We start from the raw sequence: 21,678 nt of genomic DNA, 5'->3' as shown, positions 1-21,678 counted from the left end.
CGTTCACTGCGACCTGCTCGCCAATCCGCCAACAAGGGCACGCTTCGTCGGAGTGTGCAGGCCAGTGTTAGAAATGCCAGAAGTCGCGAAGAACCGGACCTTCAACCACTCCGTCGCCATCACATATGCAAGGGTGATGTAGAGCAGTCCGCCCATGGTTGTTAAAGGCAGAGGCACGAACCCAAACCAGGCGGCCACGGGCGAATAGGACAGACTAACCGCAACGGCACCGACGAGGATCGTAAGCGAGACAAGCATCCGACTGGGACGGCTTGCCCAAGCAGGCTTGTGGGTCCGAATGACCAGAACGATGGCAAGTTCGGTGAGTAACGATTCAGTGAACCAACCGGTCTGAAACACCGAAGCGTCGGCGTGAACCACAAACAATAGGAAGGCGAACGTTGCCGCGTCGAACAGGGAACTGACCAAACCGAAACGGATCATGAAGCAGCGAATGAAGGAGATGTCCCATCTCCTCGGCCGCCTGGTTTCATCTATGTCGACATTGTCGGTTGCGATCGCCAAAGACGGGAGATCGGAAAGAAAGTTGTTTAGCAGAATCTGCTTCGCCAAGAGGGGGAGGAAAGGCAGGAAAAGCGACGCGATGGCCATGCTGATCATGTTGCCGAAGTTCGCGCTTGTCGTGATGGCGATGTACTTCATTGTGTTGGCAAAGGTCTTTCGACCGTCGTCGATCCCCAACATGAGAACCCCAAGGTCCCGTTCGAGCAGAATGATATCGGCCGCCTCGCGCGCCACGTCGACGGCTTGATCCACCGAGATGCCGACATCGGCCTGGTGGAGTGCCGGCGCGTCGTTGATGCCATCCCCGAGGTAGCCGACAATCCGGCCTCGTCTCTTGAATGCTTCGACGATCCGTTCCTTCTGGTTGGGGTCGATCTCGGCAAAAATGTCGATGTCTTCGACACGCGCGAACAAGGCTTCCTTCGTCATGTGAACCAGTTCGCCGCCGGTCAATATCGCGTCGGGGGCTAGGCCTATTGCCTTGGCAAGATGCCTGGCAACGTGTCGGTCATCGCCACTGATCATTCGAACGGACACGCCGCGATTGGCGAGTTCCTTCAGTGCGTCAGCCGAACTCTCCTTTGGAGGGTCGAAGAATAGTAGAAAGCCCGCGAGCGTGAGATCCATTTCATCACCGCGGGTGAAACCTCAGTCTTCAGAAACTGACGGACAGCCAGGGCAATAACGCGAAAGCCCTGTTCGCTCCACGACCGAACCTGGTCATCGATATCGGCCCGACGCTGATCGGAGAGTTTTTCAGCCGTGTGTCCGTCTGTCTCAGTCCCGCACACATCCAGCATCGTCCGGACCGCACCCTTGCAGATCATCAGCGAGCCGCCTTCGGCTCTGCGGACGATAACGGACAGGCGCTTGCGGGCGAAGTCGTAGGGAATCTCGTCGAGCTTGAACTCTTGCCCGCCCAGGGGCTGCTGCTCCTGAGTGCCGGCATCGACGATCGCTTCGTCGAGTGGATTCTTGATCCCAGTCTGGAGCGACGCGTTCAGTTTCGCCCAAGCAAGCAGTTGATCGGATGGCCGCCCACGCGAATCTACCCATCGGTCAAGCCGAATGGCTCCTTCGGTTAATGTCCCCGTCTTGTCGGTACACAGGACATCCATGCTGCCCAGGTTCTCAATTGCCTCGAGCCGTCGGACGATCACGCCATTCTTGGCCATGACCGCGGCCCCACGAGCGAGCGTCACGCTGATGATCGCAGGCAACAGTTCCGGGGTAAGGCCGACCGCCAGTGCAAGAGAAAAGAGCAGCGATTCTGCCAACGGTCTGTGGAGCAACAGGTTGACCACAAATACGACGATCACAATCGCCAGCATCACCTCGGTCATGAGGTATCCGAATCGCCGGATCCCCTTGGCAAAGCCGCTTTCCTCCACCCGCCTCTCGACTGCATCGGCGATGGCTGCGAACTCTGTGGCGCTTCCTGTTGCGACGGCGAGTACGGTAGCCGTGCCACTGCGGACGGATGTCCCTGTGAAGACAGAATTCGTCCGTTGCCCCAGCGGCGTTTCTGCCCCGACTACTCCCATGCTTTTCAGGACGGGAAAGGATTCGCCAGTCAGGACCGCCTCACTGACGTTGAAGTCTCGGGCATCGACGATGAGGCCGTCGGCAGCAATCATGTCCCCAGCGGATAACTTGAGAAGATCGCCGGGGACGACCTCATCTACGGCAACGTCGGTCTCGATACCATCGCGCAAAGTCCTGACTCTTCGAAGCAATTGACGCTTCAGGGCCAATGCGGCCTTGGACGCGCCGTATTCTTGCGTGAAGCCCAGGCCACAACTCGCCAACAGTATAAGGCAGATAATAATCGCTTCTTGCGCCTCTCCCATCAGAGACGACACTGCCGCGGCAAACATGAGTATGAGCACCAAAGGGCTGCGGACTTGCCGAAGCACCAGGCGGAGAGCCTCTCCCCCCGAGCGACCTTGAATGGCGTTGATTCCGTGAAGCGCACGACTTTGGTTCGCTTGCGCGGTGGTCAAACCGCTTGGGTTCGTGCCCAGCGCGGTCATGACCTCCACCAGCGGCATCGACCAATAGGGATCACGCTGCGGCTTCATCGGCTCGCCTCGCCCCTTCGAGGGTATTCCAGATGTCAGAGGGGACCACTAACAGAACAGCCGGACGGCCAACTGAGGTGTCACGGCCGCTCGACCCTGGCGACCTGGTAGGTATGCATGGCTTGTTTTCGTCCGATCGAGACGTATTCGCCGACAGTGAAACGTTCGTCGTTCAGGCGAAAGCCGATCTCATCGTCGCGGTCGCCTTCAGAATAGTCGAAATACCACTGCCCGCCCGGCTTGCGCCTCAGCAATCCTATGCGGTCTTCGCTCCCGTCGCCGAACTTTCGGACGCGGCAAAACGCCTGGTGCGTCTTCCAGTCGGCAGCATCAAGCCGACCTTCAGCATCGAGTGGGACAAGCAAATCGTATCCGACCTCTCGATCCCCGATGGGATGTCCCTTTTCGCGGGCCAGAAGCAGCCGCACGTTCCGAAAGCCAGGTGTCAAATCTGCCAACGAGGTCATAGCGCAATCCTCTATTTGCCCTGACATAGCGCTCGATCCCGCGGGACGGCATTGATCCGCGTCAAATTGACGACGACCAGGACATGGCACCCGTAAGGAAAAAGACAGCCGCGCCTAACGCCATGGCTATGAGCGTCGCCAGAAGCAGGCCTCCGGCAAAACGACCAGGTCCGGCAATCGCAGCCATTCCTATGCGCCCCAACGCATTCGCCGCAAGTGCCACCAGCACAGCCCAAGCAGCAGTCTGAGTGGAAGTCGGCCCCGCCACCAGGCGAAGAGCGCTCAGTACGGCAACGTCGACGTCGAAGAGGCCGGAAAGCGTCGAGACCGCAAGCACCCCTCTGCTTCCAATCAAGCCTGCCGTCCATGCACTTGCTACCGACGCAATTGAAAAGAGGACTGCAAACGCAAGCAATGGGTAGAGTTCGAACGGATTGCGCACCAAATTGCTATCGACCTTCTGATCACCGTAGGCTGACAAGAAGAAGCCACCCACGCAGCCGAACCCGACAGCGGCAGCGAGGGCTGATGTTGCAATGAGCCCGGCCACACTCGGCTCCAGGACAAGGACCACGACGACCACTCGAATGATGGAGACGGCTGCTGCAAGACACGCTGCTCCAACCAATGTTAGCACGCCTCCTGAAGTCCTGGCGGAGCGAGCCAAGGCTATGGTGACTGCTGTCGAAGAAACGACAGCGCCTGTCACGGAACTGACGACCAGACCACGCCTGGCTCCGAGAATGCGTACGGCGACATAGCCCGCGTACGAGATCCCGGCGATTAGAATGGTGAAGACCCAAACCTCGCGAGGATTGAAACCTCCCCATGGGTCAACCGCCTTGTCGGGCAACAGTGGCAGCACGACTGTAGTCATGACGGCTAGCACAAGTGCCGAGCGCAACTCGATCCAAGTCAGTCGCCGAAGCAGCCCGTGCAGAACCTCCCGGCTTGCTAGGGTCGCAGCCAAAACGCCGCCACCAGCTGCCGCGGCACGGTAGTCGCCCACAACAGCCAAGGCCCCCAGTGAGAAAACCCCCAGGCCCGCCACGACCCCGGTGACGCTGAAGTCCTCGTCATGTGCCGCCTCCCGCGCTTTGTACCAAGACAGAACGGCGGCAAATCCAAGGAAGCCCGCAACCAGCAATGCCGGCGCTTGTACGGCTTGGCTGAGGGCAGCGATAACACCACCAAGAAGCCCAGAAATCCCGAATGTCCGAATGCCTGCAGTGCGGCTTCGATCAGGCTCGTTCCGTTCTTGCCACCCACGCTCGAGGCCAACCAGGAGCCCGATCGCCAGCGCGAGTCCGAGACGTGCTATGGCACCATCCATTGGTCACCTGCTGTCAACGCGGCTTGTCATTGGTATCCCATTTTGCGTTTCCCATGGTCGCCGAGTGCCCGCAAAGCATTGAGGATGACCGCAACGTCTATCGCCTCCTGAAGAAGCGCCCCAGAGACAGGCGAAAGAAAGCCAAAGGCCGCGGCGATCATCGCCAATGCAGATAGCCCGATGCCAGCCACGATGCTTTGTCTTGCGATCATGGTAGTCCGGCTCGCGATTTCAACCGCCGTCGCCACAGCCCCTAAGCTGTCTGTCAGGACGACCACATCTGCAGCCTCGGATGAGGCTGTTGCTCCGCGAGCACCCATCGCAACACCCACTGTGGCCATCGCTAGTGCTGGAGCATCGTTGATGCCGTCGCCGACCATCATGGTAGCTGCCTTGCTGCTCTCGGCATTTACAACAGCCACCTTGTCAGCGGGTGACGCGTCCGCAACGACGAGGTCCAGCGGGAGAGTGGCCGCTATCCGATTGGCGGCATCTGCATCATCGCCTGTCAGCATTATGCTGCGCCTCACGCCGGCATTCCGAAGCCGGGTCACGGCCGAAACAGCATCCGCCCGAAGGCCGTCGCCAAGAACCAAGACCGCCGCAAGGCGGCCCTCGACAGCCATGTACACAACAAGAACCGGATGCCCCTGATATCGGGACACCACCCGTTCCGCCCAAGCCGGGGGCGCTGAAGCCGCCAAGATTAGGGACCGGGAACCAGCGGAGACCCTGATTCCTGAAATGGTTCCGATCAACCCCGATCCTCTATGCTCACAAACGCTATCAGGGCGCGTCAAGGTGAGCCCCCTGTTTCTAGCGAGGGCAACGATCGCTGAGGCGAGAACGTGGTGAGATGCCTGTTCCAGGGAACCCAACAAACTTAGAAGTTCATCTTCGTCTCTTCCCGGGGCAATTTGCATCTCGATCAGTTGAGCGCCGCCATGGGTGAGTGTGCCTGTCTTGTCGAAGATGGCAGTCCTCACTTTTGCGAGGGCTTCCAGCGCCGTGCTGCCCTTCATCAGAACACCTTGACGTGCCGCGCGGGAGACTCCGGCTATGAAAGCGATCGGCGCCGCGAGAATGAGCGGACACGGTGTTGCCACGACCAGGACGGCGAGTGCTCGCACTGGGTCACCTGAAACATGCCACGCGGCAGCTGCCACGATCAGCGTGAGGGGCAACAACACCAATGCAAATCGGTCGGCCATGCGGATGAATGGTGCTTTGGCAGTCTGAGCCGCCTCGACCATTCTGACGATGCCGGCATAGGTGCTTTCCGCTGCGACGGCAGTGGCGCGCATGTGAAACATTTCTCCTGCGTTCACTGTGCCGCTGCGGACTGCATCTCCTTGCTTGCATGCCTTTAAGAACGGCTCCCCGGTGATGGCGGACTCATCGATCCTGGTGTCATCATCGAGCAGCACGCCATCGACGGGCAGCACCTCGCCGGCCCGAACCATCAAATCGTCTCCAACCGAGACGCTCTCGATTGAAATGCTCTCGAGGACCTCGCCGCGGCGGCGGTGCGCAATCCTCGGTGACCGGTCAGTCAAGGCCTTCAGGTCACTTTGGGCACGACCACGAGCATAGTCCTCAAGGACATTGCCCCCCATGTACATGATCGCGACAACTATTGCGGCCAAATCCTCACCGAGCCAAAGCGCCGCACTCATTGACACAAGAGCAATGGCATCGACACCAAAACGACCAGCCCACAGATCTCGGCCAATGGAGAGTGCGAGGGCGGCGATCACCGGGGCGCTTGCGAAGGCCCAAATGCTGTCAGCCAGATTTTCCATGCCGAGCTGAAAATGTGTCGCAAACCCAGCGGCGAGCCCTAAAACGGCGATCGCCAGTAAGATCTTTCTGAGCAAGGGTTCGTTGACGGGCATGTTCCCTCGATCGCTTTGCACGACAACAGGTACGAGTCTGCCGTCGCCATTCCGACTTCAGACGGCAGCCGCGTCCCGCATACGTTCGAGTCACATTGCGACAAGATCGTCCGAGAGGACGCTACCTTCGGTTTGACTATCGGAGCGTTGCGCAAGCGCCTTGATCCACGTCAATTTGGATCCGCGCTCGCTCCGACCTCAAACCAAAACACTGCTCTCCAGCGATTGACGCGCGTCAAAGCCGAACGGCCAATTGCAGCGCACTCTGCCAGCAATTGGTCTGCACTTTGGGAGACGCACCATGGCTGCCACAGACATCTCTTCCGCACCTAACTCCGCCGCCGCGACAGCAAACGGGACCAAGCTGCGCCTGGGCCCATTGACGGCCCTTGTCATCGGTTCGATGGTCGGATCCGGGGTGTTCAGCCTGCCGCAAAACATGGCCGCTGGCGCAGGTCCTCTTGCCATTGTGATTGGCTGGGCCATTACCGCCATCGGCATGCTGGCATTGGTGTTCGTCTATCAGTCTCTTGCGACCCGCAAGCCAGAACTTGATGCCGGGCCATATGCCTATGCAAAAGCAGGGTTCGGACCGTTCGTCGGCTTTAACAGCGCCTGGGGCTATTGGATCAGCGCCTGGGTCGGCAATGTTTCATACGCTGTAATCGTATTCAGCGCACTTTCCTACTTCTTTCCTGCCTTCGGCGATGGAAACACATGGCAGGCCGTAGTAGGCGCATCAGCCCTGCTGTGGGCAATCCATTTCCTCATCATGGCTGGCGTTCGGCAAGCTGCACTCGTCAACCTGATCGTGACGGCAGCCAAGATCGCTCCCATCGTCCTGTTCATCGGCATCGTCGTCGTGGCATTCAAGGTGGACGTATTCAATGCCGACTTCACTGGGCTTGGGAATACCAGCCTCGGTTCAATCATGAACCAGGTGAAGAGCACGATGCTGGTGACGTTGTGGGTATTCATCGGCATCGAAGGCGCCAGTGTCTTCTCGGCTCGCGCCGAGAAGCGCAGGGACATTGCCAAGGCCACCGTCTTTGGCTTCCTAGCCTGCCTTGCCCTCTACGCACTGGCGTCCCTGTTGTCGCTCGGCATCATCAGTCAGCCGCAACTGGCTGCACTGAAGAACCCCTCGATGGCAGGCGTTCTAGAGGCCGTGGTCGGTCCGTGGGGTGCCATACTTATCAATCTGGCATTGGTTGTTTCAGTGGTCGGCGCATTCCTGAGCTGGACGTTGCTCGCAGCTGAGGTGCCGCATATCGCGGGTAAAGACGGCACCATGCCGGCCTTCTTCGGTCATGAAAACGACCGTGGCGTTCCGTCCGTATCGCTCTTCGTGACCAACATTCTGGTGCAAGCCTTCCTCATTATTACGCTGTTTGCGCAGAGCACCTACCAAGCTTTGTTCTTCATCGCTTCGACGGCTATCCTTGTCCCCTATATCTTCTCTGGTGCTTACGCCGCAAAGCTGGCGATACAAGGCGACAGCTATGGTGCCAGCGAAAACCGTAATGCGCCTATGCTTATGGGGCTGTTGGCCACGGCATACGGGCTGTGGCTCGTCTATGCCGCCGGGCTTTCGTACCTGTTCATGTGCGCTGTGCTCTACGCCCCAGGGATCGTCTTTTACGTCTGGGCACGTCGGGAAAACAGCCAACGGATCTTTCGACCTGCGGAAGCTGCGATCGCCGCCATGTTGGTCGGGGTCGCCATCTATGCGGCGTACCAGATGTGGACGGGTGCGGTGAGCGCGCTCTGACCCATTCCGAAAGGTTTAGCTATGGCCGAACTCGGCGTTCATTCCGAAACCGGTCGGTTGCGCGAAGTCATCGTGCATCGGCCTGACCTCAGCCTCCGCCGTCTCACACCAGGGAACTGCAAGGCGCTTTTGTTCGATGACGTACTATGGGTCAGGCGCGCACGTCAGGAGCACGACATTTTCGTGGATTCGCTCCGCGAGCGCGGCGTGACCGTGCACCTCTTCGGTGAGCTGTTGGCCGAGACTATGGCAATCCCTGAAGCCCGCGACTGGCTGCTCGACCGCAGGGTGGACGCGTCGGTGGTTGGCCATGACATGGTCAGCGAGCTTCGTGGCTGGCTCGACCCCATGCCCGCAGAGCAGCTTTCATCGCTTCTTGTGGGCGGAATAACTCGCACCGAACTGCCGTTCGACCCCGCTGGCCTGACGGGCAAGACACTGCTTGCAGAAGACTTTGTACTGCCTCCGCTGCCCAACCAACTTTTCACTCGCGACAGCTCCTGCTGGATCTATCGGTCCGTGTCGGTGAATCCGATGCATTGGCCAGCGCGCAAGCCGGAGGCAGTCAATGTCGAAGCGGTCTATCGTTTCCATCAGCGTTTTCGAGCCGCCGGCGTGCCCTTTGTTTCGCCAGACAAGCCCGGTCCAAATGTGAGTCTGGAGGGCGGCGATGTCATGCCTATCGGCAATGGCGTGGTCCTTGTCGGAATGGGCGAACGAACCACTCCACAAGCCGTGGGCGGCCTCGCGCGAAACCTCTTTTCGGCCGGAGAAGCTACCCAGGTGATCGCGGCGCTTATGCCCCGCGATCGGTCCTTCATGCATCTCGATACTGTCTTTACCTTGTGCGACCGCGACCTCGCGACAATGTTCCCGGCGGTGGTCGGGCGGCTTCAGACTTTTTCGCTGCGCCCAGGTGAAGGCATCAATTCCGTCGATGTTGTCGAGGAGCGCAGGCCCTTCACGGAAGTGGTCACAGAGGCGCTCAATCTGAAAACCCTGCGCATCGTCGAAACTGGTGGTGATGCACCCGAAGCCGAGCGAGAGCAATGGGATGACGGCAACAACGTCGTTGCGATCGAGCCGGGTGTCGTCATCGGTTACGACCGCAACGTCTACACCAACACGCAGCTGCGGCGCGCAGGCATCGAGGTCATAACGATCGAAGGCAGCGAGCTGAGCCGCGGCCGCGGTGGAGGCCATTGCATGACGTGCCCGATATCTCGAGATCCGAATTAAGAGGAGATCACCATGCCCGTAAACTTGCATGGGCGTAACGTCCTGACGCTTGATGATTTCTCCGGCCAGGAGATCCGATATCTGCTTCGGCTTGCCGCAGATCTGAAGGCCGCCAAGCAAGCGGGAACCGAAAAGCCGCGGCTGACACGCAAGAACATCGCCCTGATTTTTGAGAAAGATTCGACCCGCACCCGATCGGGCTTCGAGGTCGCGGCCTATGACCAGGGCGCGCACGTTACCTACATCGGGCCGTCAGGAAGCCATATCGGTCACAAGGAATCGATGAAGGACACCGCACGGGTGCTGGGCCGCATGTACGATGCCATCGAGTATAGGGGCTACAGTCAGCACCAGGTCGAGTTGTTGGCGGCCTATGCGGGGGTCCCAGTCTACAACGGGCTCACTGACGAAGCGCATCCAACCCAAATCCTCGCCGATTTCATGACGATGCGGGAATTCACCCACAAACATCTCTCGGACATGACGATCGCATTCGTCGGAGAAGGCAGAGACAATGTTGCCCAGTCGCTGGCGATAGGTGCAAGCAAGCTTGGTATGGATATCCGGATCGCGTCTCCCCGAGAGCTGTGGCCCGACAATCATTTCTGCGCCCACGTGAAAGAGTTGGCCGAACGAAGAGGCGGCCAGTTCAGGATCGACGACGACGTGCAGGCCTGCGTCAAGGGAGCTGACTTCATCTACACCGACGTTTGGCTTTCTTTGGGTGAGGACGAAGGCGGCTGGGGCGAGCGGATCAAGTTGCTGACACCTTTTCGGGTCACCCGCGATCTGATGGCTGCGACAGGAAACCCTCACACGAAGTTCATGCATTGTCTGCCAGCGTTCCACGATACCGAGACGGCGGTCGGGGCGCATATCGAACGCGAATACGGCATTGACTGCATGGAGGTCGAGAATGCCGTTTTCGAGTCCGAGGCTTCGATCGTGTTCGATCAGGCGGAGAACCGCATGCATTCGATCAAAGCCATCCTCTTGGCAACGATCGGCAGCTGAAATGCGTATCGTTGTGGCGCTTGGAGGCAACGCCCTATTGAAGCGAGGCGAACCGATGACGGCAGAAAACCAGCGCGCCAACATCAGAAGAGCGGCCCGGTCACTCGCCGACCTCGTGAGCCAGGGCCATGCCCTGGTGATCACTCATGGAAACGGTCCGCAGGTCGGGCTGCTTGCCCTGCAGGCGGCCGCGTCTTCGGGCGAGCCATTTCCACTGGACGTGCTCGACGCAGAAAGTGCAGGAATGATCGGCTATGTTCTTCAACAGGAACTTGGCAACGTCATGAGAGATCGGCATTTCGCCACCCTTCTCACCCAGGTCAAAGTCAATCCGCACGACCCTGCCTTCAGCAAGCCGACGAAACCGATCGGACCAATGTATGATAAGGCGATAGCGACAAAGCTGGCTGCCGAACGGGGCTGGCACATCGCGCCTGACGGCGAGAAGTGGCGGCGTGTCGTTGCCTCGCCGAAACCGCTTGAAATCCTGGAAGTCCAGGTGATCAGCTTCCTGACCGAGGGCGGCGTGACCGTTATCTGCGCCGGCGGGGGAGGCATTCCGGTAGTCGAGCTGAGCGACGGAAGCCTAGCCGGGATCGAAGCAGTCATCGACAAGGATTTGGCATCTTCCCTGCTGGCGCGACAGCTTGATGCGGACTTTTTGCTCATGCTGACGGACGTAGATGCTGCCTACGAAAATTGGGGTACGCCACGCGCTCGCCCCCTCGATCAGGTCAGTGTTTCCGAGCTCTCGCTGGATGACTTCGCTCCTGGCTCGATGCGTCCGAAAATGGCCGCGGCCATCGAGTTCGCGCATGCAACAGGTCGGCCTGGCGCAATCGGACGTCTCGAAGACGCTTCGGCCATCGTGGCCGGAACTAGGGGCACCCTGGTTCACGCGCATGACGTGGCGCACAATCCATCTTCGACAGGGATTGTCAATTGATCCGCGTCAAGGCGTTCACCCCTGCTTGCGCCATTGTAGATCGAGTTGGATCCTGATTTCGAGGCGCAGAAATGAGCTACAAATCCGTCCTTGTGAACATCGATATCGACGGACCGGTCATTCCGATTGTGACGGTGGCAATCGAGATCGCGAGATCCCACGACGCAAGATTGATCGGTCTCTGTGGGGCCGACGCACCGCTGCCTATGGCTGGGGTCATGACAGCGGAAGCATGGCAACAGATGCGGGACAACATCGAGAAGCGCTTCACGAAAGTGCGGGCAGAGTTTGAGCGGTTGACCACGGGATCGGTGCGGACCGAATGGCGGCAGAGCCTGACCAACCCCACCCATGCAGTGGTCCAGGCAGCCCAGTCAGCGGACCTCATCGTCATGGCGGCTTCAGAGGGCGCGGCTACCGGAGATTCCTATAAGCACGCCAGTCCCGCGAGTGTCGTTCTTCGTGCGGGCCGTCCGGTTTTGGTCGTGCGCGACAAGGTGGAGCAGTTTGGTGCCGAGCGCATCGTTGTGGCATGGAAGGACACACGCGAAGCCCGACGCGCCGTAGCCGACGCACTGCCTCTGCTTGTCGCGGCCAAAGAAGTGACGGTGGTGACCGTGACGGCTGAGGCAGATCAAGTCATTCGAGATGGCCTAAACAATGTAGTCGCTTTCCTGGCGGAACATGGCATCAAAGCCACGCCAAGATTGATCGAAAGCCCCGATGAATATCTCATGTTGTTCAATTTCATCGACCGTAGCGGTGCTGACCTCGTGGTGTCGGGCGCGTACGGGCACAGCCGATTGAGAGAGTGGGCGTTTGGTGGGGTCACGCGCGCATTGCTCGATGAAGCCCGGCTCAATCGGTTCTTGTCAAGTTGAGAGCATTTCGCCCAACTGGCTGCGCGGATCGAAAGCCCAAGAAGAGCGGCTTTCGGTCCTTCTTCGTTGAAGAGTTTCGTCGGCAGTTATTGAGCGTCCGCTGACAGCTGAACATTAGTCAGCGCATCCGACTACATCGACATGTTCGTGTCGGTCGGTCGAACTCCCTTTTCTTCGGGAATCTCCGTCATCGTGGCTTCGGTCAGCAGCAACGTGCTAGCTACCGAAACTGCATTTTCCAACGCAATGCGCACGACCTTGGTCGGATCGATGATACCCGCCTCGACGAGATCGACATACTGCTTGCGACCAGCGTCAAAGCCGAGATTGTCTTTCCCTTCCAGCATTCTCGCAACGACGACACCTCCATCGACTGCGGAATTCTCCGCTATCTGGCGCACCGGAGTTTCGAGCGCCCGTTTCAAGATCTGCACTCCCGTACGCTCGTCCCCGTCAACGAGCTTCTCTTCCTCCTCGACAGCCGTCGTACAGCGCAGGAGTGCAAGCCCGCCACCGGGAACGATGCCCTCTGCGATAGCTGCCTTGGTGGCGCTGATTGCGTCGTCCAAGGCCTCTTTTCGTGATTTCATCTCGGACTCGGTGGGAGCCCCCACCTTGATTACCGCAACGCCCCCAGTGAGCTTTGCGAGCCGCTCCTGCAGCTTTTCGCGATCATAATCGCTGGTGGTATTCTCTATCTCCCGGCGAATCTGCTCGATCCTGGCATCAATTGCCTTGCGCTTTCCGCCGCCGCCTACGATTGTCGTGTTTTCCTTGTCGCACACGACGCGGCGGGCACGGCCGAGTTGCTCGACCGAGACATTTTCAAGCTTGATACCCAACTGCTCCGAGATGAGCTGTCCTCCCGTCAGAACTGCGATGTCCTCAAGCATTGCCTTACGCCTGTCGCCGAAACCTGGCGCCTTGACGGCACAGCTCTTCAGTGTCCCGCGGATGTGGTTGACGATGAGCGTCGCAAGAGCATCTCCCTCAACCTCCTCGGCCACGATCAGAAGGGGCGCGCCGGACTTGGCCACGGCCTCGAGAAGCTTAACCAGATCGTTCAGCGTACCAATCTTGCGGTCCACGACCATTACAAGCGCGTCCTCAAGGACCGCCTCCATCTTCTCCGTATCAGTCGCGAAATATGGTGAAAGGTAACCACGGTCGAACTGCATGCCCTCGACCACGTCGAGGACTGTCTCCGTCGTCTTTGCCTCTTCAACGGTGATGACACCGTCATCGCCGACCTTCTCCATGGCCGCTCCAATCAGTTCGCCAATCCCGGCATCATTGTGCGCCGAGATCGCAGCGACCTGTTCCCTTTCCCATCGGGTCTGAACCGGTTTGGAAGCTGCCTTCAATGCTTCGATCGCTCTTTTCGCAGCGCGATCGAGACCTCGCTTGATATCGATGGCGCTGGCACCTGCCACGACGTTTCGAACGCCATCAGCGAGCATCGCTTGAGCAAGAATGGTCGAAGTGCTGGTTCCGTCACCCACCATCTCGCCCGTTTTTTCGGCTGCCTGCCTGAGCATCCGGGCTCCGAGATTTTCCTCCGGATCCCTGAGGTCGAACTCTTTGGCGATCGTAACGCCATCATTGCAGACTATTGGCGGACCCCATCTTGCCTCGATCAGAACCGACTTCGAACGCGGTCCGAGTGTAACTCGAACCGCGTCGGCGAGCTGGGCAGCGCCTCGCAATATTTTCTCGCGAGCCTCCGAACGGAACAACACTTGTTTGTGAGCCATTGCGTGATCCTTTTGAAGGTCTGGAGATTGCCGGATCCGTCAGCATGCTTCACTTGGTCGTCGGCGATTTCTGAGCATTGCCACCCATCATCCCAGTGCCGCATCCGGATGGCATGTGTTCCCATTCGGTGTCTTGTGGCAGGGTGATCCCCAGTTCCGCTGCGCGTTTCTGCATGGCCTCGTGGTGCTCGGCCCGGATAGCGTCGCATTCCTCGTCGGACTTTGCGCTACGCATCCGGTCCATCATCGTGGCCATCTCATCCGCGGACATCATTTGATGACCTTGGAACATCAACGGGCCACGCATCTGGGCCAGAGTCCCTGGGACTTCGCTGGCCAGGGCAACAATCGCGACTGCCGCCCCCAGCATGCGCTTGGTGAACTGCATGTTCATTTGGTTCCTCCTTTTTCACAAATGAAGCACGGGTTGACCCGACGAGCCTTGATGCATGTCAATCTGAACGGCGACATCGGGAATTGATCTAGGGCAATGCGTCCTGCAACGCGGAGCCGTACTGGTCCATGGAGGAGGAAGTCGCTTTGACCATCCGCAACCTGGAATTCGTTCTGCATCCCAGATCGATCGCCATATTCGGCGCATCGACCCGGCCCGGCTCGGTAGGCGCGGTGGTCATAGAGAACATTGTCCAGGGAGGGTTCGAAGGACCGATCTGGCCAGTCAATCCAAAGCATCGTGAGATCGCGGGCAGACCTTGCTATCGAACCGCCAAAGAACTTCCCGAGGCACCCGATCTCAGCGTGATCGTTACCCCTGCCGAAACGGTTCCAGGCATTGTCCGGGATCTCGGCAACATAGGCAGCAAGGCGGCTGTCGTAATCACTGCCGGCCTGACGGTGGAAAACGGCCTCAAGCAGGCAATGCTCGAGGCCGCAAAGCCCAATCTGTTTCGAATAGTTGGGCCTAACACGCTTGGCTTGCTCACGCCCAAGCTGAAACTCAACGCCAGCTTTTCGCATTGCAATGCGTCCCCGGGCGGCATCGCGCTGCTTTCCCAGTCCGGGGCGATCGTGACAGCGCTGGTAGACTGGTCACTCGACAACAATGTCGGCTTTTCCCACATCGTGTCCCTGGGCGACATGGCCGATGTTGATGTTGGCGACTACCTCGACCTGCTCGCCAGTGACCCGTCCACGCATGCGATCCTGATGTACCTGGAAACTATCCCCCATCCGCGGAAATTCATGTCGGCTGCACGGGCGGCAGCTCGGCTCAAACCGGTGGTCGCGATAAAATCAGGCCGACATGATCAGGCTGCAAAGGCGGCCATGACACACACTGGCGCACTTGCCGGCGGTGACCGCGCGGTCAGCGCTGCTTTCACCCGGGCGGGAATTCTTCGCGTCGGCGGTCTCATTGAGCTGTTCGATGCGGCAGAGATACTAGCTCTTCTGGGGCCGCTTCAACAAACCCGCCTGGGCATCGTAACCAATGGCGGTGGTGCCGGAGTCCTCGCGGTCGACGACTTGCTTGATCGTCGCTGTGAACTCGCTGCGTTCGCTCCTGCGACGGTTGAACGCCTTAACGCCTGTCTGCCGTCGACCTGGTCGAAAGGAAACCCGGTAGACATCATCGGTGACGCATCGCCACGTAGATATGCCGAAGCCATTGAAGCCGTCGCAGCCGACCCCGGAACAGATGCCCTGATGGTTCTAAATTGCCCGACTGGCCTCGCCTCTTCGACCGATGCGGCATTGGCCGTTTCTTCAATCGCCCGAAGCGGAAAGATAGACGGAAAGCCGTTGATCACCTGCTGGCTTGGAGAAAGCACGGCACGACAGGGGCGACACCTTTTGCAAAACGCCGGGGTCCCGAGTTTCGAGACTCCGGCTGAGGCAGCTCAGGCAGCATCATATCTCAGCGAGTGGTCGCGAGCCCAGGCCGCATTGATGCGAGTGCCGCCGGAGTCCGGGAGCGCTTACATGGCTGACCGCTCCCACGCGATAGCAATCTTCCGGGCGGCTGCGGCTGATGGACGGCAAACGTTGACGGAGGCCGAAGCGAAGGAGGTGATCGCGGCATATGGCATTGCAACGCCAAAGACCGTAGTCGCAAAGTCACCCGCAGATGTCGAGAAGGCTGCGGCAGCTATGCTCCTGAGTGCCGACAAGGTCGTCGTCAAGCTTGTGTCCAGGGACATCTCTCACAAATCAGACGTTGGCGGGGTGGCTCTCGACCTGGGTTCTGCTGAAGCTGCGCGGGAAGCCGCCGAGGCCATCTGCCTTCGCATACAGCACTCTTCGCCTGATACGTCGGTGGACGGTTTCACTGTCCAGCCCATGATTAGCAAACGGAGCGCATACGAACTGCTCGTAGGCATCCATCAAGACCCGATCTTCGGGCCTGTGATTATGTTCGGAAGCGGCGGCGTTGCCGTTGAATTGCTTGACGACACGGCAGTGTCTTTGCCTCCGCTCGACGACGTATTGGCGGGAGATCTCATCGACAATACGCGGGCAGGCCGATTGTTGGCAGGATATCGTGATCGCGAACCAGCCAATCGAGCCGCCATATTGGGTACCTTGGACAGTGTCTCGCGACTGGTCGTCGACTTTCGCTGCATCAAGTCAATGGACATTAATCCTCTGTTGTCGGATCGCGAGGGAGCGGTCGCCCTGGATGCCCGCATCCAGTTCGATCCATCGTTGATCGAGGATCCCGCACCCAATGCCGATCTCGTCATTCGTCCATATCCATCAAAGTGGGAGCGAGACATCGAGGTCAAAGGGCAGCGATACATCATCCGGCCGATCAAGCCGACAGATGTCGCTCTCTATCCGGCATTCCTGGCTAAGGTCACGCAGGAAGACATGCGGCTACGATTTCTCAGTCCTCGCAAGCATTTTCCAGACCAGATGCTAAAGCGGATGACCCAGCTCGACTACGACCGCGAGATAGCCTTCGTAGTCATTGCGCGTGGTGGTGACGAGCTTGCCGGCATCGGTCGCCTCTCATGCGACCCGGATCATGTCGTCGCAGAATATGCGCTGCTCGTCCGAACGGATCTGCAGGCCCAGGGCATCGGCTGGGAACTGCTCAACCAGCTTATCGACTATGCCCGTGAGGACGGAATCTCCAAGATCGAAGGCATGATGCTTGCCGAGAACCGCAAGATGCTGTCGATGTGCCGCGCCCTGGGATTTATGATCCAGCATGAAGTCGATGACCCCGGCCTCTGCCGGGCATCGCTGCGGCTGAAACCTCGCGCGAATGCCGAAGCCAACGACTGACAGTTCAGCAGGAAACCACGCGATCCGTGGCGACCAGAATGTCTGAGACAACGCCGGCAGGTGTCTGGGCGGCATTCAGTCTTTGCCAGCCGACATCGGCTACCGACCTGCGAAGCTGACGCGACAGCACGTCCACCGTCGCATCTGACACGCCCCCACTTCGCTCGCTCACCCGCGACCAAAGCAGGTTGGCATCGGCCTCCAACCAAAATCCCGCAAACGGCACCCCCCGTTCTGTGGCGCAGAGATCCATTCTGTTCCTGTCTTTCGGACGCTCGAAAACAGCATCTGCCACCACCGACGCCCCCTGAGACAGGATAAGTCCTGCACGCCAGGCCATCTCCGCATAAACGCGCTCGGAAACTTCGGGAGCATAGGCCCTTTCAGGCAGCCGGGTTTCGGGTGCCACACCATGAAGGATTTTCCGAATGCGATCACTTTCGACGACGCGTGCGCCTGGCGGAGCTCCAATATGCGCTGCAAGCGCTTCTGCGACCGTTGTCTTGCCGGAGCCGCTGAGGCCACCAATCGCCACGAGACGGGGCGGGCAAGCGGCCAGAAGCTGACGCGCGAGCTTGAAGTACGATCGTGCATCCGCTGCAAGTCGCGTCTTTTGGGGCCCGCCTTCTTCAGCCTGCGTGGCAGTGACGTGTGCGCGTACAGCTGCACGGATTGCCATTAGCAGCGGCAGGAGTACGAAACCGTCCTCATCGTCTGCTTCATCGAGATAGCGGTTCGCAACCAGGTTAGAAAACTCGGGCAGCCCCCGATGCCAAAGGTCCATCAACAAAAACGCAAGGTCGTAGAGGACATCGACGGTAGAGATGTCGTCGTTGAACTCGATGCAGTCGAACAGACGTGGCTTGCCCTGGAAGAGGCAGATGTTGCGCAAGTGAAGGTCGCCATGGCATCGACGCACCTTTCCATGTCGTTCCCGACTGTCTAGCAGGCCCCCCTGCCGTTGTAGGGCTGTCCGGAAGAGGCCATCGAACTCCTCGACCTCGGATCTGGAGAACACATGGCTCGTGCCAAACCCTGCAAGATTGATGTCGAGCACGCGCTGAAGATTGGCAGCACCTCCGCAGCCATGGGCCACAGGCCCATCACGATGGAATCTAATGATCGTATGGGCAACGTCGGTCATCAGTTGCGGTGTCAATTCATCTGCCACTGCCATCTTGTCGAGCAAGGCAGATTGATCGAAACGTCGCATCTCGACCACAGCGTCAATGAGATCTCCCCTTCCATCAAACTCCAGACGGCCGTCAGGCCTTCGCGTCAACCGTCTCACCCCGAGATAAAGCTCCGGTGCCGTCTTTGAGTTGCGTTCCACCTCCAGCTGACAAACAGCAAGCCTACGATCCGCCGATGAGAAGTCCACGTACGGAAGCTGCACCGCCCGCTTCATCTTGAACGCGCGATCTCCTGCAAGGAAAACGCGGGAAATGTGCGTCTCAATCATTTCCACGGGCCGCGGATCACCATGGCTGGTGGCATCCATCAAGAAATCGACTGCTGCGACCTGGTTATCGGTGATCATTATCCATGCCCTCGATCCGTCCCGTGGCCTCAGGAAGCAACGCTTTCGTTTTCACCTCTGCAGGCTCTCGATGAACGTTGCCAGCTCGTGAATTCTCTCCTGCGTCACGACGGGTCCGTCATCCGGACCATAAAGGCGTTTGTCGCTTAGAAGGAATTGCTGCCCCCAGACTGGCATGTCGCGCTCGCCATGGCCTGGAACAACATAGCGGCCGTCAATTGTTGCCATCACACGCCGATACGGAAACTCTTCACCGTTCTTTTCGGCAAGCTGCGTCAGGTCAGTCGGTGCGCTTCGTAATTCCGCAGCCAAAGGACCATCGCCCCGCCCGCCACTTCCATGGCAGGCCGCGCATGAATTTAGAAACTCAGATTCCCCGTAGCTCATCTCTTGAGCATGAAGAGAAATTGAGCTGCCTGAAATCAATACAGCGACTGTGATCAAGCGTTTCATATGGCGACCTCAGCCCATCGGGTTGGAGCCTAATGTCCCGGTCATGCGTAACCTTGATACGGATCAAATCACATGCGCTTTCACGAATTGACGTAGAGCAAGGAATGTTCCGATCCTGGGCGGTATCAGAAGACCTGGTTTCAATTGACTGAGGATTCAAGCCATGGCCTTCAAGACAATTCTAACGGTTACCGGCACCCACCGCGGCGACAATGACATCAAGTTGGCCGCCTCCTTGTGCGCGGAGGTGGACGCTCATCTTTCCGTGCTTGCCGTGACGCTCGCGGCACCTCCGCCCATTGGCGACTACGCAGCGCCGATGTCCGATGCCTGGATGGAAGAGCGGCGCGCCGATCTCGAGAGGCTTGATACGAGGACGGCCGAGGTCACGCGATTGCTAGCCAGCGCCGCGATTTCGGCGGATGTTTCCAACGCCTATCCTGAAATGGCCTGGGCCGACGAGATCATCGGACGGCGCGCGCGATATTCTGATCTGACCTTCGTCGGTCCGGATCTGCTGTCAGGAGGAACGCTCAGGGACAAGACGATTGAGGGTGCGCTCTTCTCGTCGGGCAAGCCAATGCTGTTGTCGCCCGAGGGCAGCAAGCCGACGCTGCGGCCCAGGAAGGTGATGGTTGCATGGGATTCGCGCATCGAAGCCTCGCGCGCAGTTCGGGAGGCTATCGACATCCTGAGGGCCGCAGACGACGTGCATCTGGTCCTCGTCGATCCGCTTGAGGGTGAAGGCCGTCAGGGCGACGAGCCCGGAGCCGATGTTGCGACCTATCTGGCCCGCCACGGCGCAAAGGTCACGGTCGACAGGTTGCCGAGTTCAGGGCAAAAAGTCGCCGATGTGCTGAAGCGGCATGCCTCGGACATGTCCGCTGAACTGATCGTGATGGGCGCATATGGCCACTCCCGCCTGCGGGAGAAGATCTTCGGCGGCGTAACCAAATCGATCCTGGAAGACGTTTCAATCCCGGTATTGATGGCACGCTGAACTTAAGCTGCGGGGTCGGTCGGAGAGATCGAACCGGCCCCGCGCGTCAGATTGCCAACATCCTTCAAGATTGCTCCCCCTCGACAGCCTCCCGGCCCGATACTTGTTCGACGCAAATCCGGAAGAAAAGGTGGGATGAATGCTGGGCAATGGGACGCTGATCGGGTTTCAGACCGCCTGGCTCCCACCAGTTCACATGTTTGCTGAGCAGGTTCCAGGCATGCTCCTGATCGATCTTGTTCTGCGGCGTGTCGCCTTTCAACTCCTCGAATCGGCCATCGACCAGCACGCTGCGCCACTCTCGGCCACTTCCCCTTTCGTCGACCAGCACGCAAACGCAGGGATTGGCTCGCATGAAGTCTATCTTCTTTCCAGGCATAGAGAACGCGTAAAGCCTGCTGTCTGAGTAACAGAAGTAGAACGGCACAACATATGGCCGTCCGTCCTTGGAACAACCAAGGTGGCCGAAATGACTGCGAGCCAAAATCTTGCTGCAGTCAAGCGTAGACAAAGAACGAACCCACATGACCTCACCTCCGTAAGGTTGAATCAGCGCGGCCAGAAGTCGATCGCGCCTGCCATGGTTGGCACAACACGTGTCCCGGCCTCCCCTGACAGGACATGTTCCACATTCGAAATCGATCCGATGGCAGCCCATCTGTGCGATGCCTCGACGAAGTCGCATGCGGCCTTCACCTTAGGCCCCATCGAAGACGGATCGAAGGCCAGCGTTCCCAACGACGCGGGAGTGGCTTGTCTGATTTGTCGCTGTTCCGGTTTGCCATAGTCCGTGGCAACCGACAGCACGTCCGTCAGAAACAGCAATCCGTCGGCATCCAATTCTCGTGCCAGGAGCGAAGCGAATTCGTCTTTGTCCGGCAGGGCCTCCATCCCGTGCAACTCACCACCAGAGCCCGCAGCGACGGGTACGGGGCCGCACATGACAACTGCCGTACCAGACCCGAGCATAGATTTCGCTGCGCCAATCTCGATGGTTTCGAGGAGGCGGGGAACTGGGGCAACACGTCGATACTCGCCGTCAAAATCCGCAAATTGCCAGCCACGCAGCTGGCGCAATTGATGGGCGTAGGTCCGTTCGTAGAAGGGTCCGATGGGCTTCGCCGGCTTTCCAAAAGCCTCGTCATCGGCATTGACCAGCACCTGCGCCATGTGCGCGACAACGTGTCGGTCACTCCCGAGTTTGTTCCGCAACTCTCGAGCCAGCAGATACCCTGTCTCACCCCCAGCTTGAGCGCACAGCAGATCGAGACGCGTAGGTTCGGCGACCCTGTAGGAAAACGACTGCAGTGCGAGCATCGCCAACTGTGGGCCGCTGCCGTGAGCGATCACCACGTCGTGTTCCCTAAACACGGGCGCGAGCCACATGGCGGCCATGGCGGCGTTTTCGCGCTGGTTCTCGGCCGTGATCGCCTGCCCTTTGCGCAAGAGGGCATTCCCACCCAAGGAAACCACAAGTCTCATGTTGTGCCTCCGCAGTTTGTGTTCGCCGTTGGCAATCGGGGAGGTTCG

At 59.0% G+C, this 21,678-nt stretch carries 18 protein-coding genes; 7 read left to right on the top strand and 11 right to left on the bottom strand.

All coding sequences use genetic code 11. The annotated features are described in order from the left end of the window. Positions 1-3 precede the first annotated feature (3 nt). The 5 genes from H5P29_RS32595 to H5P29_RS16725 form a co-directional block, all read right to left on the bottom strand. Entirely contained in the window at positions 4-1,152 is a 1,149-nt protein-coding gene (locus H5P29_RS32595; protein ID WP_246670680.1) for an HAD-IC family P-type ATPase, read from the bottom strand. Further along, a complete protein-coding gene (locus H5P29_RS32590) occupies positions 1,083-2,606 on the bottom strand; it encodes an HAD-IC family P-type ATPase (RefSeq protein WP_246670679.1) in 1,524 nt (507 codons plus the stop codon). The genes H5P29_RS32595 and H5P29_RS32590 overlap by 70 nt, the downstream gene beginning before the upstream one ends. An 80-nt stretch (positions 2,607-2,686) precedes the next feature. Then, entirely contained in the window at positions 2,687-2,971 is a 285-nt protein-coding gene (locus H5P29_RS16735) for a hypothetical protein (RefSeq protein ID WP_246670678.1), read from the bottom strand. 163 nt (positions 2,972-3,134) lie between these two features. Then, positions 3,135-4,406 carry an MgtC/SapB family protein gene (locus H5P29_RS16730; RefSeq protein WP_154384010.1) on the bottom strand — a complete coding sequence of 424 codons (1,272 nt, stop codon included), beginning with the start codon at positions 4,404-4,406 and terminating at the stop codon, positions 3,135-3,137. A 26-nt stretch (positions 4,407-4,432) separates the two neighbouring features. After that, positions 4,433-6,301: a heavy metal translocating P-type ATPase gene (locus tag H5P29_RS16725; protein ID WP_154384009.1), complete on the bottom strand. Its 1,869-nt coding sequence runs from the start codon at positions 6,299-6,301 to the stop codon at positions 4,433-4,435. A 301-nt stretch (positions 6,302-6,602) separates the two neighbouring features. On the opposite strand from H5P29_RS16725, the gene arcD reads away from it, so the two are divergent. From arcD to H5P29_RS16700, 5 genes are all read left to right on the top strand, one after another. Continuing rightward, positions 6,603-8,072, top strand: a complete 1,470-nt coding sequence (gene arcD, locus H5P29_RS16720; protein WP_154384008.1) for an arginine-ornithine antiporter — start codon at positions 6,603-6,605, stop codon at positions 8,070-8,072. A gap of 21 nt (positions 8,073-8,093) precedes the next feature. Further along, entirely contained in the window at positions 8,094-9,311 is a 1,218-nt protein-coding gene (locus tag H5P29_RS16715) for an arginine deiminase (RefSeq protein WP_154384007.1), read from the top strand. Between the two features lie 12 nt (positions 9,312-9,323). Further along, a complete protein-coding gene (gene argF, locus H5P29_RS16710; protein WP_154384006.1) occupies positions 9,324-10,325 on the top strand; it encodes an ornithine carbamoyltransferase in 1,002 nt (333 codons plus the stop codon). A 1-nt stretch (position 10,326) separates the two neighbouring features. Further along, entirely contained in the window at positions 10,327-11,271 is a 945-nt protein-coding gene (gene arcC, locus H5P29_RS16705) for a carbamate kinase (RefSeq protein ID WP_154384005.1), read from the top strand. A 71-nt stretch (positions 11,272-11,342) separates the two neighbouring features. Further along, on the top strand, positions 11,343-12,152 hold the full coding sequence (locus H5P29_RS16700) for a universal stress protein (protein ID WP_154384004.1): 810 nt from the start codon (positions 11,343-11,345) through the stop codon (positions 12,150-12,152). A 131-nt stretch (positions 12,153-12,283) separates the two neighbouring features. Here the strand turns inward: H5P29_RS16700 and groL are convergent, their stop codons facing one another. Together groL and H5P29_RS16690 are read right to left on the bottom strand one after the other, a co-directional pair. Continuing rightward, on the bottom strand, positions 12,284-13,906 hold the full coding sequence (gene groL / locus H5P29_RS16695) for a chaperonin GroEL (RefSeq protein WP_154384003.1): 1,623 nt from the start codon (positions 13,904-13,906) through the stop codon (positions 12,284-12,286). A 49-nt stretch (positions 13,907-13,955) separates the two neighbouring features. Continuing rightward, positions 13,956-14,300: a hypothetical protein gene (locus H5P29_RS16690; RefSeq protein ID WP_154384002.1), complete on the bottom strand. Its 345-nt coding sequence runs from the start codon at positions 14,298-14,300 to the stop codon at positions 13,956-13,958. Positions 14,301-14,428: 128 nt separating this feature from the next. On the opposite strand from H5P29_RS16690, the gene H5P29_RS16685 reads away from it, so the two are divergent. Then, positions 14,429-17,155, top strand: a complete 2,727-nt coding sequence (locus tag H5P29_RS16685) for a bifunctional acetate--CoA ligase family protein/GNAT family N-acetyltransferase (RefSeq protein WP_154384001.1) — start codon at positions 14,429-14,431, stop codon at positions 17,153-17,155. A gap of 4 nt (positions 17,156-17,159) precedes the next feature. Here the strand turns inward: H5P29_RS16685 and H5P29_RS16680 are convergent, their stop codons facing one another. Next, a complete protein-coding gene (locus H5P29_RS16680) occupies positions 17,160-18,695 on the bottom strand; it encodes a bifunctional aminoglycoside phosphotransferase/ATP-binding protein (RefSeq protein ID WP_154384000.1) in 1,536 nt (511 codons plus the stop codon). Positions 18,696-18,746: 51 nt separating this feature from the next. Beyond that, the gene (locus tag H5P29_RS16675) at positions 18,747-19,148 is read right to left on the bottom strand and encodes a cytochrome c (protein ID WP_154383999.1); all 402 of its coding nucleotides are present in this window, start codon (positions 19,146-19,148) and stop codon (positions 18,747-18,749) included. Between the two features lie 163 nt (positions 19,149-19,311). On the opposite strand from H5P29_RS16675, the gene H5P29_RS16670 reads away from it, so the two are divergent. Further along, on the top strand, positions 19,312-20,148 hold the full coding sequence (locus H5P29_RS16670; RefSeq protein ID WP_154383998.1) for a universal stress protein: 837 nt from the start codon (positions 19,312-19,314) through the stop codon (positions 20,146-20,148). 64 nt (positions 20,149-20,212) lie between these two features. On the opposite strand, the gene H5P29_RS16665 is transcribed toward H5P29_RS16670, so the two are convergent. Both H5P29_RS16665 and H5P29_RS16660 read right to left on the bottom strand, forming a co-directional pair. Beyond that, entirely contained in the window at positions 20,213-20,674 is a 462-nt protein-coding gene (locus H5P29_RS16665) for a pyridoxamine 5'-phosphate oxidase family protein (RefSeq protein ID WP_067961390.1), read from the bottom strand. 23 nt (positions 20,675-20,697) lie between these two features. Further along, positions 20,698-21,630 (bottom strand): carbamate kinase, encoded by a 933-nt coding sequence (locus tag H5P29_RS16660; protein ID WP_154383997.1) that lies wholly within the window; start codon positions 21,628-21,630, stop codon positions 20,698-20,700. Positions 21,631-21,678: the final 48 nt, after the last annotated feature.

Origin of the sequence: Aminobacter sp. MDW-2, from assembly GCF_014250155.1 — a bacterium.
Lineage (GTDB): Bacteria > Pseudomonadota > Alphaproteobacteria > Rhizobiales > Rhizobiaceae > Aminobacter > Aminobacter ciceronei.
Note: the sequence above shows the minus strand (reverse complement) of the source record. Positions and strands in the feature narration are given on the sequence as shown.

Excerpts from the sequence above, each read along its gene's own strand:
- H5P29_RS32595 (WP_246670680.1), bottom strand. The coding sequence starts at position 1,152 with ATGGATCTCACGCTCGCGGGCTTTCTACTATTCTTCGACCCTCCAAAG.
- H5P29_RS32590 (WP_246670679.1), bottom strand. The coding sequence starts at position 2,606 with ATGAAGCCGCAGCGTGATCCCTATTGGTCGATGCCGCTGGTGGAGGTC.
- H5P29_RS16730 (WP_154384010.1), bottom strand. The coding sequence starts at position 4,406 with ATGGATGGTGCCATAGCACGTCTCGGACTCGCGCTGGCGATCGGGCTC.
- H5P29_RS16725 (WP_154384009.1), bottom strand. The coding sequence starts at position 6,301 with ATGCCCGTCAACGAACCCTTGCTCAGAAAGATCTTACTGGCGATCGCC.
- arcD (WP_154384008.1), top strand. The coding sequence starts at position 6,603 with ATGGCTGCCACAGACATCTCTTCCGCACCTAACTCCGCCGCCGCGACA.
- H5P29_RS16715 (WP_154384007.1), top strand. The coding sequence starts at position 8,094 with ATGGCCGAACTCGGCGTTCATTCCGAAACCGGTCGGTTGCGCGAAGTC.
- argF (WP_154384006.1), top strand. The coding sequence starts at position 9,324 with ATGCCCGTAAACTTGCATGGGCGTAACGTCCTGACGCTTGATGATTTC.
- arcC (WP_154384005.1), top strand. The coding sequence starts at position 10,327 with ATGCGTATCGTTGTGGCGCTTGGAGGCAACGCCCTATTGAAGCGAGGC.
- H5P29_RS16700 (WP_154384004.1), top strand. The coding sequence starts at position 11,343 with ATGAGCTACAAATCCGTCCTTGTGAACATCGATATCGACGGACCGGTC.
- groL (WP_154384003.1), bottom strand. The coding sequence starts at position 13,906 with ATGGCTCACAAACAAGTGTTGTTCCGTTCGGAGGCTCGCGAGAAAATA.
- H5P29_RS16690 (WP_154384002.1), bottom strand. The coding sequence starts at position 14,300 with ATGAACATGCAGTTCACCAAGCGCATGCTGGGGGCGGCAGTCGCGATT.
- H5P29_RS16685 (WP_154384001.1), top strand. The coding sequence starts at position 14,429 with ATGGAGGAGGAAGTCGCTTTGACCATCCGCAACCTGGAATTCGTTCTG.
- H5P29_RS16680 (WP_154384000.1), bottom strand. The coding sequence starts at position 18,695 with ATGATCACCGATAACCAGGTCGCAGCAGTCGATTTCTTGATGGATGCC.
- H5P29_RS16675 (WP_154383999.1), bottom strand. The coding sequence starts at position 19,148 with ATGAAACGCTTGATCACAGTCGCTGTATTGATTTCAGGCAGCTCAATT.
- H5P29_RS16670 (WP_154383998.1), top strand. The coding sequence starts at position 19,312 with ATGGCCTTCAAGACAATTCTAACGGTTACCGGCACCCACCGCGGCGAC.
- H5P29_RS16665 (WP_067961390.1), bottom strand. The coding sequence starts at position 20,674 with ATGTGGGTTCGTTCTTTGTCTACGCTTGACTGCAGCAAGATTTTGGCT.
- H5P29_RS16660 (WP_154383997.1), bottom strand. The coding sequence starts at position 21,630 with ATGAGACTTGTGGTTTCCTTGGGTGGGAATGCCCTCTTGCGCAAAGGG.